The following is a 14,978-nucleotide window of genomic DNA, read 5'->3' on the forward strand; positions in this document are numbered from 1 at the left end:
TGGAGGCGGCAGGTGGATGCATCTATTAAATCAATTGAAATTGCGGGATAAGCTGCTTGTTATGTACATATGCTCGGTGTTTATTCCGATCGTACTGACGAACGTCATCTTCTACAACGTGACCACAAACAACATCAAAAACCAGAAGACGCGCGATGCGGACATGGTTTTGGAGCAATTACAGCGGGAGGTGCGATCCGTCATTGATGAGGCGGCGGGCATCTCCTATTTATATTATATCGATCCGCTGCTGAACGGGCATTTGGATCACACGTACACATCGAAGCTGGAATATGTAGAAGCGTTTACGGATATGAAAAGCGTGTTTATGAAGTCGGAGCAAGCCTATTCTACGATTAGCTCGACAGTCATTTATACAGACAATCCGACGGTGCTTGCCTCGGGGCAGATTTTGCCGCTCGATGATACAGCTCTTGATGCCGACTGGTATAACCAGTTCAAGCTAACGAGCGCTTCGTATCCCGTCCTCATCCATAGCGGAGATAAGATCAGCCTTATTCAGCGTTTGAATAATAGCGGAGACGGGAGATACAACAGCCTGATCAAAAGCGATTTGAACATGGCAACCTTCAGGCAGCTGTTTGCTGGTATTGGCTTTGAAGGGAGCATGTATTTCGTTAATGCAAACGGAATCATTCATTATACGAATGAGGCGGGGGCAGACTGGGAGGCTGGGACGCTGCGGCTTGAGCAGATGGCGATGCCGGAAAAGTCGATTGCATTCAATAAGCCGTATGCGAACAACAATTATTTAAACGGCTGGCGGCTGTATGGCGTCATGGACGAGAAGGTTATTTTGCAGGAGGTACGCAAGTCGGGCACCTTCATTTTATTGTTGGCGAGCATTAACATTGTCGTTCCGTCTTTGATTATTGCCGCTATTTCTCGATCTATCCACGTAAGACTGGTCCGCATTTTAAGGCATATGAAGAAGGTGAAAAACCAGCATTTCGAGACGATTCCGTTCGAGGAGTCGCGCGATGAAATCGGGCAATTGACGGGCGAATTCAACCGAATGACGATGCGGATTGACAATTTAATCAACGACGTCTATATGGCGGATATTCAGAAAAAGGATTTGGAAATCCGCCAGCGGCAAGCGCAGCTTCATGCCCTTCACAGCCAGATCAATCCGCATTTTCTTTTTAACGCGCTGGAGACGATCCGCATGCGCAGCTTAATGAAGGGGGAAACGGAGACGGCGCGGACGATCCATTCGATGGCCAAAATATTCCGCAAGTCGATTATATGGAAGCGCAGCTGGGTATCGGTTCGCGAGGAGCTGGAGCTGATTGAATGTTTTCTGGATATTCAGAAATACCGTTTCGGCGACAAGCTGCAATATCAATTGACGGTCGAGGATGCGGTATACGAGCATACGATTCCTAAAATGACCTTTCTTCCCTTTGTCGAAAATGCCAGCATTCATGGCATTGAGAGCTCGCCGGGCATCGGTCTCATTGGACTGCATATTGGTTACGAGAATGGCCGGATTTTGTTCCGTCTAACGGACAATGGTATGGGCATGCCGGAGGACAAGCTGAGCGAGCTGATGCAATATTTGCAGGAGGACGGGGCGATGGGCGACAACGTAGGGATGAAAAATGTATACACCCGGCTCAAGCTCTGCTATAAAGACGCCTTCGATTTCACCCTCCGCAGCGAATTCGGCTCCGGCACCACCATAGAGCTCCGCCTCCCAGTAATGGATAAGGGTGCGTAATAGGAACGCCCCACCCTCTTGTCCATCCTACTAGGGGAGGGGGAACAAGGGGTGAAGCGGATGTGAAAGGTTTGGGTGGAGAAGCGATAGCGTTCGCTTTTGCGCCTGAAATTTAACCGCTTGAGCGGTCCCAATTGAAAAATTTCAGGCGGAATGGCGATTGGAACCCAAACCTTTCGCGCAGCGCAGCCCCAATGTTCACCCAATTCTGCTCTTCACCCGATCTATAGTTTTCACAGTAAAAGCTAAAGTTTTTAGGGTAACGCAGCCTCTTTCCACGTTTTACAATGAAAGTGCTTACAAAAAACAAACCAATAGATTGAAAGGGGTCATACCAATATGGTCAAAAAGAAGCTTTGGACAATGGGACTGGCAGCGACGCTATCTGTCGCATTGATCGGATGCAGCAGCAGCAGCGGCAATTCAGGCAATGCTGGAAATGCTGGCAATGCGTCAAGCAGTCCGGGCTCCTCCTCGGAAGCAGCGGGCGAGCAGGAGCCCGTCACCTTCACGTATTACGGCTTTGCGGCTAACAAGGATACGCTCGCAAGCGATACGGTCATCGGCAAGGAGCTGCAAAAGCAGACCGGCGTTGATTTCAAAATGGAGTTTATCGTCGGTGACGTGAAAACGAAATCCGGCGTTATGATCGCCAGCGGCGACTATCCTGATGTGATCGTGCCAGATGGCGAAATTGATAAGCTGATGGACGCCGGCGCCTTCATTCCGCTGGATGATCTAATCGAGAAATACGGCCCTAATATTAAGCGCGTATATGGACCTTATATGGATAAATTCAAGCAGGCTGACGGCAAAATCTATCATCTTCCTTTTTCCGCGGACCAAGGCTACATTGGCGACCCGGGCATTAGCCAAGGCGCATTTTGGATGCAGCGCTCGGTCTTGAAGGAATTTGGCTATCCGAAAATTAAGACGCTGGATGAATATTTTGACCTGATCAAGCAGTATCAGGAGAAGCATCCGCAAGTGGATGGCAAGGATACGGTGGGCTTCGTTATTTTTGCAGGCGTAGCTGACAACTTCTTTACCCTTACAAACCCTTCGATGCACCTGGCTGGTTATCCGAACGACGGCGGCGTGCTCGTTGATATGACTACGCATGAAGCGAAAACCTATCAAGCAAGCGAATACGAGAAACGCTGGATTCAGAAGCTGAATGAGGTGAATGCCGAGGGCCTGTTTGACCCTGAATCGTTCACCGCAAACAAGGATCAATATTTGGCGAAGCTGACCTCCGGCCGTGTGCTCGGTTATTTCAACTACGGCTGGCAGGTTGGAGATGCAACGAACAATTTGAAAAAAGCGGGCATTGACGAGAAGCGCTATACGCCGCTTCCAATCGTATTCGATCAAAATACGAAGGATCAATATGTCGATCCGCCTGCCTTCGTTAACAACCGCGGTATTGGCATCTCGGTAAATGCGAAGGACCCGGTCCGCATTATCCAATACTTTGACAATATGCTCAAGGAAGAAAATCAAATTCTCGTGCAATGGGGCATCAAAGACCAAAATTACAGCGTCGATGCAAACGGGCGTTTTATTATGAACGAACAGCAAATCAGCGAGCGTAACGACACGGAGTTCACTCGCGAGTTCGGTTGGTCCTACTTCCAATACAATTGGCCGCGTTACGGCAATAACTCCCTGCTGGCGGATGGCAACTCCTATGCGGTAGGCAATCAGCCGGAGGTCGCTTATGCAGGCTATACGGACGGGGATAAGGCGATTTTGGATGCCTACGGCGTCAAGACGTTTGCTGAAATGTTTGCGAAGCCGGATGAACGGCCGTGGTACCCCGCTTGGAGCATTAATAAAGGCCAAGGCACGCCGGAGCAGATTTTTGAACAGAAGAGCAGCGATATCGCGAAAAAATATTTGCCTAAGCTCGTGCTCGCTGATCCGGCGCAATTCGATTCCATCTGGAGCGAATATACGGCTGAATTCGGCAAGCTGGATTCCGCAAGCTATGAGTCCTTTATAACGAATATCGTCAAGGAGCGCGTAGCAGGCAATTGGTAGACGGTTAGAGAGAGGAGAATTTTCAGGTGGAGAAGCAGACACAGCCAGCTATTTCAACCGTTGAGGGGCGAGCGCTCAGGCGCTCGCGCCTGCCCTTTTTTTTCAAAAAGCTGCTGCAGCAAAAGGTTCTAGTGGCGATGTCCATCCCTTTTTTGCTATGGCTGGTGTTATTTAAATATGTGCCGCTATGGGGCTGGACGATCGCTTTCCAGAAATTCCGCCCGGCGAAGGGGCTGTTTGACCAGGAATGGGTAGGCTGGAAAAACTTCAAGTTTTTATTTCAGGACGATACGTTTTATCAGGTGCTGCGCAATACAATCGTCATGAGTACGATTAATTTGGTTTTCGGCTTTCTAACGGCGATAACGCTGGCGATATTGCTCAATGAGCTGCGCCATATTTTGTTCAAGCGGGTCGTGCAGACGATCAGCTATTTGCCTCATTTTATATCGTGGGTCGTTGCGGCCAGCATTGTATCCTCGGCGCTTTCGCCGGAGGGCATTATTAATATTTTGCTCGTCAAATTGCATATCATTGAACAGCCTATCCTATGGCTCGGCAAGGGCGAATATTTCTGGGGCATTATCGGCTCGGCGGAAGTGTGGAAAAATGTCGGGTGGAACACGATTATTTATCTTGCGGCCATTACAACGATTGATCCCGCGCAATATGAAGCGGCTGAAATTGATGGTGCAAACCGCTTCCAGCGCATCGGATATATTACGCTGCCGGGCCTGAAATCGGTCATCGTCATTTTGCTCATTATGAATTTAGGGCATATTTTGGAGTCGGGCTTCGAGCCGCAATATTTGCTGGGCAATGGGATGACGGTCGAATACTCGGACAACCTTGATATATTCGTATTGAAATACGGGATGGATATGGGCAACTATTCGCTGGCGACCGCCGCGGGCATATTCAAAACCGCCGTCAGCTTCATCTTCCTCTTGTCTGCTAACGGAATTGCGAAACGGCTTGGCGAGAGCAGACTATTTTAACAAAGCAAGGAGGAATCGCTATGAAGGAAGGGCGTTTGGCGCGGAGCAAATTTTATAATTGGCCGGATAAGCTGTTCGATTTATGCAATATTGTGTTTATGATCGGCTTAATGATCGTTACGCTGTATCCCTTTATCAATATGTTCGCGCTGTCGTTTAACGATGCGAATGATTCGATTCGCGGCAATATTTATTTATGGCCGAGGCTGTGGACGCTGGACAACTATAAATACATTTTTAATGAGGCCTCGATTTATTATGCGACGACGATTTCGGCACTGCGGACGATCGTGGGCACTATAGTGTCGGTGTTTTGCACCGCCATGCTGGCGTATACGGTCAGCCGCCAAAGCTTTGTGCTGCGCAAATTTGTCACGGTCGCTTTTATCTTCACTATGTATTTCAGCGGCGGCCTCATCCCCGGCTACCTATTAATTAAGGAGCTGCACCTGATCAATTCGTTCTGGGTCTATATTATTCCCGGCATCATCGGCGTATTTAATATGATCGTTATACGTTCGTTTATTGAAGGGCTGCCGGACGGCATACTGGAATCGGCGAAAATCGATGGAGCGGGCGAGTTTACGACGTTTATGCGCGTCGTTTTGCCCCTTACTGTACCAGCGCTTGCAACGGTATCGCTGTTCGTGGCGGTTGGACAGTGGAATTCCTGGTTTGACGTATTTTTGTACAATTCCTCGCGAATTGAGCTGAGTACGCTGCAGTATGAGCTGATGAAAATATTGCAGACGTCGAATACGGCGGCCACCTCATCGACCGCAGCCGACCAGTTCGCTTCCGGCCAGAGCGGGGTGACGTCTGTCACGCCTACCTCGATTAGAGCTACGATGACGATTATAGCGAGCGTACCGATCATTATGGTATATCCGTTTTTGCAAAAATATTTTGTGAAGGGCATGACGGTCGGCGGTGTGAAGGGCTAGTGGAGGAGGATGGGATATGAGCGATAGAAAAGAGGAAAATGCAATTCCGGGGCTTGCCGCACAATACGGCGATTATTTTGATATTGGCGCTGCCGTCAATCGAAGAACGATTAAGACGCAGCAGCAGGTGCTGGCCGCCCATTTCAACAGTGTGACGGCAGAAAATGAAATGAAATTTGAGCTGCTGCATCCGCAGGAGCATCTCTATACCTTCGAGGCGGCGGATGAAATCGCCAGCTTCGCAAAGGAGCATGGCATGAAGCTGCGCGGGCATACGCTCGTCTGGCATAATCAGACGCCGGATTGGCTGTTTGCCGGGGCGAATGGCGAGCCTTCTGCCAACCGTGAAACGTTGCTTGCCCGGATGAAGGCGCATATTGCCGCAGTTGTAGGCCGCTACAAGGGGCAAATTTACGCCTGGGATGTGGTGAATGAAGCCATCGAGGATAAAAGCGGCGTGTGGCTGCGGGATTCGAGCTATTTGCGAATCATCGGCGAGGATTATATCGCTAAAGCATTTGAGTTTGCCCATGAGGCTGACCCATCCGCGCTGCTTTTTTACAATGATTATAACGAATGCTTCCCCGAAAAACGCGACAAAATCATTCGGCTCGTACGGTCGCTGCTGGATCAGGGCGTACCGATTCACGGCATCGGGCTTCAGGGGCATTGGAATGTGCATGATCCAAGCCTGGACGATATTCGCTCGGCGATTGAGCGTTATGCGGAGCTTGGATTGAAGCTGCAAATGACGGAGCTGGATATGTCCGTATTTGCTTTCGAGGACCAGCGCACCGACTTGCGCGAGCCGACTGCCGAAATGCTGGAGCGGCAGGCAGAGCGATATGAGGAGGTTTTTCGTTTATTCAGGCAATATAAAGAGGTACTGACATCGGTAACATTTTGGGGAGCGGCGGATGATTATACGTGGCTGGATAACTTTCCGGTGAGAGGCAGGAAAAATTGGCCATTTGTTCTCGATGAGCAGCATCAGCCAAAGCCCGCCTTCTGGAAAATAGCAAGCTGGTAACAGGAAAAACGGCCTGACGATTCACGGAGCTCAGACTTGCGCCCCGCGAATGGGTCAGGCCGTTTTAAGCAGGCGGACAGGCTGCTAGATTAGCTCTTTGCGCGCCGCTAAATAACGGTAGAGGAAAACGCCGGTTATTGCGCATAAGAGCAGGCAGAGGCCGATGAAGCCGTAGCCGGCTTGAAGTCCGCGCAGCAAGCCGATTTGCGTCTCGGCGCCGTAACTATTTTTCACCAGCTGGGTAACTGCGCCTATCAAATAGTTGAAAATAACGCTGCCGATACCCATGATCGTGACTGTAAAGGTAATGGCGGATTCGCTGCCGCGCGGATAGCGCTTGGCGATGAAGGCCATAACGGTCGGATAAATCGGGGCGATGCCAATGCCGGCAGCGGCGAATAGAAACGCCAGCGATTCGCCGCCCCAGACTGCGATAAACGTACAGATCGACGAGACGCCGGCGAAGAGCAGCAGCGACAAGTTAAAGCCGATTTTGTCCGTAAGCGGGCCAAGCAGCAGCCGTGCGCCAGCGAAGCAGAGGAAGAAGGCGGACAGCATGCCGGCTGCGGAAACATTTTTCCAAGCGTAAGCCTTCTCCAGAAAATTGACCAGCCAGCCGCCTACCGCAAGCTCTGCGACGACGCCGAAGGTGAGAATGAGCGCCAGCAGCCACAATGCCGGATCACGCATCAGCTCCCGAAAGCCGGAGCGCGGACCATCTGCGGGATCATCGCCGGGAAATTTGCTCAGCAGCGTCGGTATCATCGGAATGAGACAGAGCGACAGCATAATAAGATACATGCCGCGCCAATCGAGAACATGGCCGTAGACGCTCACTGTAATGAGACCCGAGGCGATCATCGGGGCAACGGTTGAGCTGAGCCCATAGAAAAAATGGGATAAATTCATCATCGTTCCGACATTGCGCACGAAGATGCGCGCCCCGATGACCGCTAGCGCAATTTCCAGCATGCCGTTGCCAATATACATGAGGAAATAGGACGCTCCGAAGAAAGAATAGCTTTTGGAAAAGAAAATAAGTACGCCTGAGAGAACCATCGAGCCGAATGCAACCAGCGTGACCAGCTTGACGCCGAACTTGCGTGTCAGAAAAGCGGTGAAAGAGCAGGCGAGCATATAGCCGAGCGCGTTTAGCGACAGCAAGGAGCCAAGCTGCTGCTCATCAAGGGCGAAATCGTATTGGATCCGGGGAATCGCGGGTCCTTTTACATTTTCAGAAATGCCAAACACAATAAAGCCGATGAAAATAGCTGCGAGCTGCAGCGCATAATTTTTGTTAACGGTACGAAGTCGGTTGAACATTTGCAATAGCCACCTTAAGGGAAGTAAATTTGGTACCTGCTCATTGTATAGACTCACCCGCTTGTTTTCAATATAAGCTTTTTCATCGGCCAATATGAAAGTATAAGGATATGAATGTACAGGAGGCTTGAATCTGGTACGCTAGAAGGGATTTCGCTTCAATGGCCCGAATTATGGTTATAAATAGTTACATAGGGCTAGTTAAACAGGTATGTTTTTGGGAGAGGAAGGACGAGCTGCAATGAAGCAAAACTTATATGTAAATGGTCAGGAAGCAGCTGCACAGCAGTACGATTCATTACGCTCGCCTTATTCAGGCGAGGTAATTGCTGAGGTAGCGAGCGCAACAATCGAGCAGGCCGATCAAGCGATTGAGGCGGCGCTGGAAGCGGCAGCGGTTATGCGGAAGCTGCCCGCCTACCGCCGGGCGGAAATTTTGGCCAAGGTGGCGTCGCTCTTGCAGGAACGCAAGGAAGAAGCAGCGCGCATAGTAGCTATGGAAGCGGCAAAGCCGATCAGGACAGCTCGCGCCGAGGTGGATCGGACCGTGCAAACGTATCAATTTGCGGCGGAAGAAGCGAAGCGGATTCATGGCGAGATGGTGCCCCTTGATGCTGCTCCAGGTGGCGAAGGACGGCTTGCCTATACGCTGCGCGAGCCGCTTGGTGTTATTGGCGCGATTACGCCGTTTAATTTTCCGCTGAATCTGGTCGCCCATAAAGTGGGACCCGCGCTTGCGGCAGGCAACACCGTCGTGCTGAAGCCTGCTCCGCAGACGCCGCTGTCCGCTTATTTCATTGCCAAGCTGTTCGAGGAGGCTGGCCTGCCGCCGGGAGCGCTCAATGTTATTAGTGGAGACGGCAAGCTGCTTGGCGAGAAGCTGGTGCAGGATGCCCGCGTGAAGATGATTACGTTCACCGGCAGCCCAGAGGTCGGTATAGGCATTCGCAAGCAGGCGGGACTGAAGCGGGTGACGCTGGAGCTGGGCTCGAATTCCGCTGTCATAATTGACAAGGACAGTGACGTCGATGCTGTCGCGGCACGGTGCGTAACCGGGGCCTACTCGTATCAGGGGCAAATTTGCATATCCTTGCAGCGGATTTTTGTAGTGGACGAGCTGTATGAAGCCTTTGTCAGCAAGTTTATCGCATTAGCTGCAGCGCTGCGGACAGGTGATCCGCTGAGCGAGCATACGGATGTATCCTCGCTTATCTCGGAAACCGCGACGAAGCGGGCGATAGATTGGGTGGAGGAAGCGGTTCAGCTAGGCGCCGAGCTAGCTATTGGCGGCCGAGTCGACGAGCAAGGCGTTATGCAGCCGACCGTGCTGCTTCATGTGCCAGCGGAAGCGAAGGTTTCCTGCAAGGAGGTGTTTGCGCCAATCGTGCTGATCAATAAAATCAGCAGCATCGAGGAAGGCATTCAGCAGGTGAACGCCTCCGATTACGGCCTGCAAGCAGGCATTTTCACGCAAAATATTGGCAAAGCGCTTGATGCGGCGGATGCGCTGCATGTGGGCGGCGTGCTGATCAACGATATTCCTACGTTTCGCGTCGATCAAATGCCTTATGGCGGCGTGAAGCTCAGCGGCACAGGACGCGAGGGCATTAAATATGCGGTGGAAGAAATGCTGGAGATGAAGCTCGTTATTGTGAATCGGAACAAGTAGCCCGGAACAAGTAGCGGAGCGATTCGTCGCTCCGCGCCTAAGCCCTATTTTTATTAGCCAGTTTGTAACTTATAGGGTGGTATATGCGTCTACAATGATAATGAATTCACGGAGAGGAAGATGAATGATGAATATGAATCCTTTTAAAAATATGACCTACAAACGTACCCTGGCTTCGATTTTGGCTGCGAGTCTTATAGTAGGCGCATCTCCTGCCGCATTTGGTTTTCCCGGCATAGAGAAGGCAGCAGCGGCAACGGCTGTGCAAACTTATCGCGTTGTCCCGCAACCGTTTATCATTGACGACTACAAATATTCCATCCCGACGATTAACATTGGCGGCAGCACCTATATTGGCATTCGCTCGCTCAATGAGAAGCTGGGCCTGGATATTACGTGGAATGTGAATAGCCGCACGATTACACTCGATGGAAGAGGCCGCAAGCTAACGGCGAATCCGGAGGATGGCAGCTATGTAATTAATGGTCAGAAGACGTACGGCGATTCGGCCCTTATTTATAAAGGCTCGGCTTATGTGCCGCTGCGCTTCTTGCTGGAGCGGATGGGCTATGGCATTTCCTATGAGAAAGGCAGCAAGACCGTAGTTATTAACACGATTGAGGAAAATGAGCTTACGGTTGAGCTGGGCACGATTCAGGAAAATAACGACAAGCAAACGCTGCTCGTCAATTATCCGGTTATTGAAGACCTTAAGGATAAAACAGTTGAGGAGAAAATTAATACCTTCCTGAAGCAAGAAGCGGAGTCCTATGCGGAGGCGGGTCAGAAGGACCTGACTAAAGCAACGGCCACAAATGCAGCGTACATTAAGAAAAATCCGGGCACAACGTTTCCCAAGGCGACCTTCGAGGGCGTTTTTAATGTGACCTATAATGAACAGGGGCGCCTCAGCCTGTATGTGGATTATTACTCCTACCTGGGCGGAGCGCATGGGATGACCTTCCGCGTGCCTTATACATTTGATCTCAATAACGGCGAGCTGCTGACGCTGAAGGAAGCTGCCGATTACAATTCGAAATACTTATCCATTATTAATGCTTCGATCAACAAGCAAATTAAAGAACGCAAGCTGCCGCTAATTGCACCGTTCGATGGCATTAAATCGAATCGTTCCTTCTACTTGAAGCATGAGGGAATCGCCATCGCTTTCGAGCAGTACGAGTATACGTCTTATGCCGAGGGCATGCCGGAGTTTGTGACGCCATTTGAGGCGTTTGAGTAAGAGTAGAATTTGGATTGCTTAATCTGTATTCCGCCAGTTCTGTCAAGGACTGGCGGAATATTTTTTTGTATGAAAGCTTGTCTCCCTACTGTATAATTTTGCATAGATCTGCTATAATCGTTTTTAATTCCTACTTTAATGGTAGGATTAGTGATGACGCAGGGTGTTATATTCGTAAGCTTGGAAAAACTAACGTTCTGGGAGGTTTTTTATAATGGCTAAGCAAGAAAGACAATATTCACCTGAAACTTTAGCGGTACACGCAGGTCAGCAAATTGATCCCGCTACACAATCGCGTGCGGTACCGATTTATCAGACGACTTCCTATGGCTTTAAAGATACAGATCATGCGGCAAGATTGTTTGGACTTGAGGAATTTGGCAATATCTATACACGTATTATGAACCCAACGACTGATGTGTTCGAGAAGCGGATTACTGAGCTTGAAGGCGGAGTTGGCGCACTTGGCGTGGCATCCGGTTCAGCGGCGATCACTTACTCCATTCTGAACATTGCATCCGCAGGCGATGAAATTGTTTCCTCGTCCAGCCTGTACGGCGGTACGTACAACCTGTTCGCTCATACCCTGCCGAAGCTCGGCATTAAAGTGCATTTCGTCGATTCCTCTGATCCGGAAAATTTCCGCAAAGCGATCAATAGCAATACGAAGGCGGTATTCGCGGAAACGATCGGCAATCCACGTGGCGATGTGCTCGATATTGAAGCTGTTGCTGCGGTTGCCCATGAGAATGGCATTCCGCTCATCGTGGACAATACGTTCCCAAGCCCGTATTTGCTTCGTCCAATTGAACATGGAGCAGACATCGTTGTACACTCGGCGACGAAGTTTATTGGCGGTCATGGAACATCCATTGGCGGCGTTATTGTAGACGGAGGCAAATTCGACTGGGCGCAAAATGACAAATTCCCAGGCCTGACTGAGCCGGACCCAAGCTACCATGGTCTTGTATATACGCAAGCTGTTGGTGCGATTGCTTATATTATTAAAGCTCGCGTACAACTGCTTCGCGATATGGGAGCTTCGCTGTCGCCATTCAACTCGTTCCTTCTGCTGCAAGGTCTTGAAACGCTGCATTTGCGTATGGAACGCCACAGCTCTAATGCGCTTGCCGTTGCCAATTATTTGGAACAGCACGAATCAGTGGAATGGGTAAGCTATCCAGGTCTCGCAAGCCACGCATCGCATGCGCTGGCGCAAAAATATTTGCCGAAGGGCCAAGGCGCGATTATCAGCTTCGGCATTAAAGGCGGCGTAGAAGCAGGCAAAAAGCTGATTCATGGCGTGGAACTATTTTCACATCTTGCTAACGTAGGCGATTCGAAGTCGCTCATTATCCATCCGGCAAGTACGACGCACCAGCAGCTGGATGAGCAAAGCCAGCTTGCATCCGGCGTTACGCCAGGACTCATTCGTTTATCTGTCGGCACCGAAGGCATTGACGATATTATTTATGATTTGGAGCAAGCGATCAAAATCAGTCAGGAGTAAGCGATGTTTGCAGAACAACTTTATACAGGAACGAAGGAAGAGAACGAACGCCTGCTGCTGAAGCAGCTGGAGGGGCTTATCGAAGATGAGCCCAGCCAGCTCGCTAATTTGGCCAATGCTTCGGCGCTGCTCCAGCAATTTTTGAGCGATATTAATTGGGTCGGCTTTTATTTGCTGGATGGGGAGGAGCTTGTGCTCGGACCCTTCCAAGGCAAGCCGGCATGTACGCGCATCAAAGTGGGCAGAGGCGTCTGTGGAACGGCGGTTAGCCGCGGCGAGGCGGTATTGGTAGCGGATGTGCATCAATTTCCCGGCCATATTGCCTGCGACAGCGCATCGAATTCCGAGCTTGTCATTCCGTTGAAGCGGGATGGAGTGGTTATTGGTGTTCTCGACATTGACAGTCCGCAGTTCTCGCGGTTTGATGAGACGGATTTGGCGACGTTAACGGCTTTTGTGAATATTTTGGAGAAGTATTTATAAAATGATTGCAGCATAAAGAGCTCCAGGCCGCCGATTGGCGTTCTGGAGCTCTTTGTTGTTCCACCTCTGATGGGCGGGGCCGCAGCTAAAAATAAAACTTATCCATTTCCTTCGGGACGCCGTTACGCTGCAGCAGCTCGCCGATGGATTCCGAGCGGCCGATCGTGTCCCCAGAGGTCAGCAGGCGGACGGCGAATTTATTCGCTTGGCGCTCATATTTTCCAACATTGATAAAGGACTGCTCGTCCAGCCAAAAACGGCTGAAGCCGGGATGCAGGCGGTCATGTCCCAGCTCATGCGCGCAAACAAAACGCTGCCAGTCATCCGGCAGACGCTCGTGTATGACGATAAACCGACGGCGCAGCTTCTTATAATAAAAGCCTCGCGTTTCATGCCCCAGATCGGCGTAACGGATATGGATACCCAAACCGTTTGCGATCACAAAAGGATCTCTTGTCTGGAATTTTCGCACAAGGCGCAGTATTAGTTTGTCCATGGCAGCACCTACCCTTCGGTATGATCTGTTGTTTTGTCCATTATCTCTGGTTTGGGAGCACGTTTGTTCATCTGCTTAGCTTCCCAGAATAGTCCGGTCAGCACGTCCATGACACGCTGGCGGTCGCCTTGGCTCATCGGAACGCCGTCAAACATAACTTCTCCGTCCTCCTCCAGCATTTTTTTGAAATCGCGTTTGTCTTTAGCGGTTGCCCAGTCTGGCACATGCTCCGCAAACGCATCGCGGCGTCCGAGCAAATAGTCGGCAGTCGTATGCAAAATGTCTGCAATTTTCTGCAAATCCTCACTGGTCGGGACGACACGATCATTCTCGATATGCCCAAAATTTGAGCGTCCCATGCCAAGCTGTTCAGCAATTTCCTGCTGTGTTAACCCTCGTTGTGTGCGCAATTGCTTGATCCTTGCTCCCATCGCCATGGTAATACCCTCCGTCTCTTGAAAAGGTATTTATAATACTTGACGGTATTATAAATATCAATTATAATAAGATTCACAGTCGTTACAGCGGCTATGAAATGATTCCGCAAATGCTACTGAAAATAGCAAGTGAACCGTTTGAAAGCGAGTATATAAGCCGATTAAGTGGCTAAAACGTATTTTTAATACTATATTTATATTTTACCTTTTAACGATGGTATTGTCAATATCGCAGGTCCGCTATTATTTTTTAAAATAAATGGTATTAAAAATACTTTATTAAATAGAAAGAGGGTATTTTAATGGACGTAGAAAAAATGACAATTGAGCAATTAAAGTCGTACAAGCGTCTCGTCGCCAGAAAAAAACTAATTGAGAGGCAAAAGGTTGGAAGCGGTCTGACGGTAAGCACGGTATATGAGGATGACAAGCTTCAGGAGCTTCATCGCCAGCTGCGCGGACTTCCTTCCTATATGTATTTGGACAAGCAGGAGCAGCAATTAGAGAAGCTGGCACATACGCATTTGACGAGGTACCCCGCTGGAACGAAAGCGCAGCTTAGGGAAGTAAAGCAAATCCAGCCGGGCAATGCCGATGAAGAGCAGCTCGTACAGGAGCTCAGCCGCAAAATCGCTAAAGTTATTGAAGCAAGGGCGGGTGCAGCGCCGGAAGGTTATGAGGGTGTCATTGAACGTTTGAGCGAGCTGCAGGATTTGGAGCGCCAGCTGCAAACGATTGATGAGTCGCTGGAAGCGCTGGAGGCTTGTTTCCCTGAATATGCGACGCTGCTGAGGCTCCGTTATATTGAAGGAAAACCAGCTGACTTCGTCGCATCGGAGCTCGGAATCGTCGATCGTACCTTCCGCAGATGGCGTCAAAAAGCGGTTTCCGAGATTGTCCGGTTTATGTCCGTATAGTGTCCGCCCAGTGTCCGAAACGGCCTCCAAAACCGTGTTATTATGATATTGTCACCAAATGAGCAACGGCAACAAACGATGCTTGTTAGGTATTTTAAATCCTCTTTTCATAACTCGAAGTAATTTAAATATCTCAATGTG

Annotated in this window: 13 protein-coding genes; 10 read left to right on the forward strand and 3 right to left on the reverse strand. The window is 50.0% G+C overall.

All coding sequences use genetic code 11. The features are described from left to right. Positions 1-16 precede the first annotated feature (16 nt). The 5 genes from AC6B99_RS20935 to AC6B99_RS20955 all read left to right on the forward strand — a co-directional run bounded on the left by AC6B99_RS20935 (position 17) and on the right by AC6B99_RS20955 (position 6,759). Entirely contained in the window at positions 17-1,744 is a 1,728-nt protein-coding gene (locus AC6B99_RS20935) for a sensor histidine kinase (RefSeq protein ID WP_496664141.1), read from the forward strand. Positions 1,745-2,083: 339 nt separating this feature from the next. Then, positions 2,084-3,787 (forward strand): ABC transporter substrate-binding protein, encoded by a 1,704-nt coding sequence (locus AC6B99_RS20940; protein ID WP_496664142.1) that lies wholly within the window; start codon positions 2,084-2,086, stop codon positions 3,785-3,787. A gap of 50 nt (positions 3,788-3,837) precedes the next feature. After that, a complete protein-coding gene (locus tag AC6B99_RS20945) occupies positions 3,838-4,785 on the forward strand; it encodes an ABC transporter permease (protein WP_496664211.1) in 948 nt (315 codons plus the stop codon). 20 nt (positions 4,786-4,805) lie between these two features. Then, positions 4,806-5,729: an ABC transporter permease subunit gene (locus AC6B99_RS20950; RefSeq protein ID WP_494881458.1), complete on the forward strand. Its 924-nt coding sequence runs from the start codon at positions 4,806-4,808 to the stop codon at positions 5,727-5,729. Between the two features lie 16 nt (positions 5,730-5,745). Further along, a complete protein-coding gene (locus tag AC6B99_RS20955; RefSeq protein ID WP_056043712.1) occupies positions 5,746-6,759 on the forward strand; it encodes an endo-1,4-beta-xylanase in 1,014 nt (337 codons plus the stop codon). Positions 6,760-6,843: 84 nt separating this feature from the next. Here AC6B99_RS20955 and AC6B99_RS20960 read toward each other — a convergent pair whose 3' ends face one another. Continuing rightward, positions 6,844-8,082: an MFS transporter gene (locus tag AC6B99_RS20960; protein ID WP_494881454.1), complete on the reverse strand. Its 1,239-nt coding sequence runs from the start codon at positions 8,080-8,082 to the stop codon at positions 6,844-6,846. Between the two features lie 241 nt (positions 8,083-8,323). On the opposite strand from AC6B99_RS20960, the gene AC6B99_RS20965 reads away from it, so the two are divergent. The 4 genes from AC6B99_RS20965 (at position 8,324) to AC6B99_RS20980 (ending at position 12,987) form a co-directional block, all read left to right on the forward strand. Further along, positions 8,324-9,751 carry an aldehyde dehydrogenase family protein gene (locus AC6B99_RS20965; protein ID WP_056043717.1) on the forward strand — a complete coding sequence of 476 codons (1,428 nt, stop codon included), beginning with the start codon at positions 8,324-8,326 and terminating at the stop codon, positions 9,749-9,751. A 124-nt stretch (positions 9,752-9,875) separates the two neighbouring features. Next, positions 9,876-10,994 carry a PdaC/SigV domain-containing protein gene (locus AC6B99_RS20970; protein ID WP_496664143.1) on the forward strand — a complete coding sequence of 373 codons (1,119 nt, stop codon included), beginning with the start codon at positions 9,876-9,878 and terminating at the stop codon, positions 10,992-10,994. Positions 10,995-11,208: 214 nt separating this feature from the next. After that, positions 11,209-12,504 (forward strand): homocysteine synthase, encoded by a 1,296-nt coding sequence (locus tag AC6B99_RS20975; protein ID WP_494864215.1) that lies wholly within the window; start codon positions 11,209-11,211, stop codon positions 12,502-12,504. Positions 12,505-12,507: 3 nt separating this feature from the next. After that, positions 12,508-12,987 carry a GAF domain-containing protein gene (locus AC6B99_RS20980; protein ID WP_496664144.1) on the forward strand — a complete coding sequence of 160 codons (480 nt, stop codon included), beginning with the start codon at positions 12,508-12,510 and terminating at the stop codon, positions 12,985-12,987. An 85-nt stretch (positions 12,988-13,072) separates the two neighbouring features. On the opposite strand, the gene AC6B99_RS20985 is transcribed toward AC6B99_RS20980, so the two are convergent. Both AC6B99_RS20985 and AC6B99_RS20990 read right to left on the reverse strand, forming a co-directional pair. After that, a complete protein-coding gene (locus AC6B99_RS20985; RefSeq protein WP_341279363.1) occupies positions 13,073-13,483 on the reverse strand; it encodes an ImmA/IrrE family metallo-endopeptidase in 411 nt (136 codons plus the stop codon). Between the two features lie 8 nt (positions 13,484-13,491). Then, entirely contained in the window at positions 13,492-13,920 is a 429-nt protein-coding gene (locus AC6B99_RS20990; protein WP_496664145.1) for a helix-turn-helix domain-containing protein, read from the reverse strand. 302 nt (positions 13,921-14,222) lie between these two features. Here AC6B99_RS20990 and AC6B99_RS20995 point away from each other — a divergent pair, with 302 nt between their 5' ends. Beyond that, a complete protein-coding gene (locus AC6B99_RS20995; RefSeq protein WP_237163481.1) occupies positions 14,223-14,837 on the forward strand; it encodes an ECF-type sigma factor family protein in 615 nt (204 codons plus the stop codon). The last annotated feature ends 141 nt before the right edge of the window (positions 14,838-14,978 follow it).

This window comes from Paenibacillus liaoningensis, assembly GCF_059609455.1.

What these genes read in the sequence shown, in the direction of transcription:
- AC6B99_RS20990 (WP_496664145.1), bottom strand. Translation starts at nt 13,920, where the DNA reads ATGGCGATGGGAGCAAGGATCAAGCAATTGCGCACACAACGAGGGTTA.
- AC6B99_RS20980 (WP_496664144.1), top strand. Translation starts at nt 12,508, where the DNA reads ATGTTTGCAGAACAACTTTATACAGGAACGAAGGAAGAGAACGAACGC.
- AC6B99_RS20935 (WP_496664141.1), top strand. Translation starts at nt 17, where the DNA reads ATGCATCTATTAAATCAATTGAAATTGCGGGATAAGCTGCTTGTTATG.
- AC6B99_RS20970 (WP_496664143.1), top strand. Translation starts at nt 9,876, where the DNA reads ATGATGAATATGAATCCTTTTAAAAATATGACCTACAAACGTACCCTG.
- AC6B99_RS20940 (WP_496664142.1), top strand. Translation starts at nt 2,084, where the DNA reads ATGGTCAAAAAGAAGCTTTGGACAATGGGACTGGCAGCGACGCTATCT.
- AC6B99_RS20975 (WP_494864215.1), top strand. Translation starts at nt 11,209, where the DNA reads ATGGCTAAGCAAGAAAGACAATATTCACCTGAAACTTTAGCGGTACAC.
- AC6B99_RS20955 (WP_056043712.1), top strand. Translation starts at nt 5,746, where the DNA reads ATGAGCGATAGAAAAGAGGAAAATGCAATTCCGGGGCTTGCCGCACAA.
- AC6B99_RS20985 (WP_341279363.1), bottom strand. Translation starts at nt 13,483, where the DNA reads ATGGACAAACTAATACTGCGCCTTGTGCGAAAATTCCAGACAAGAGAT.
- AC6B99_RS20965 (WP_056043717.1), top strand. Translation starts at nt 8,324, where the DNA reads ATGAAGCAAAACTTATATGTAAATGGTCAGGAAGCAGCTGCACAGCAG.
- AC6B99_RS20995 (WP_237163481.1), top strand. Translation starts at nt 14,223, where the DNA reads ATGGACGTAGAAAAAATGACAATTGAGCAATTAAAGTCGTACAAGCGT.
- AC6B99_RS20950 (WP_494881458.1), top strand. Translation starts at nt 4,806, where the DNA reads ATGAAGGAAGGGCGTTTGGCGCGGAGCAAATTTTATAATTGGCCGGAT.
- AC6B99_RS20960 (WP_494881454.1), bottom strand. Translation starts at nt 8,082, where the DNA reads ATGTTCAACCGACTTCGTACCGTTAACAAAAATTATGCGCTGCAGCTC.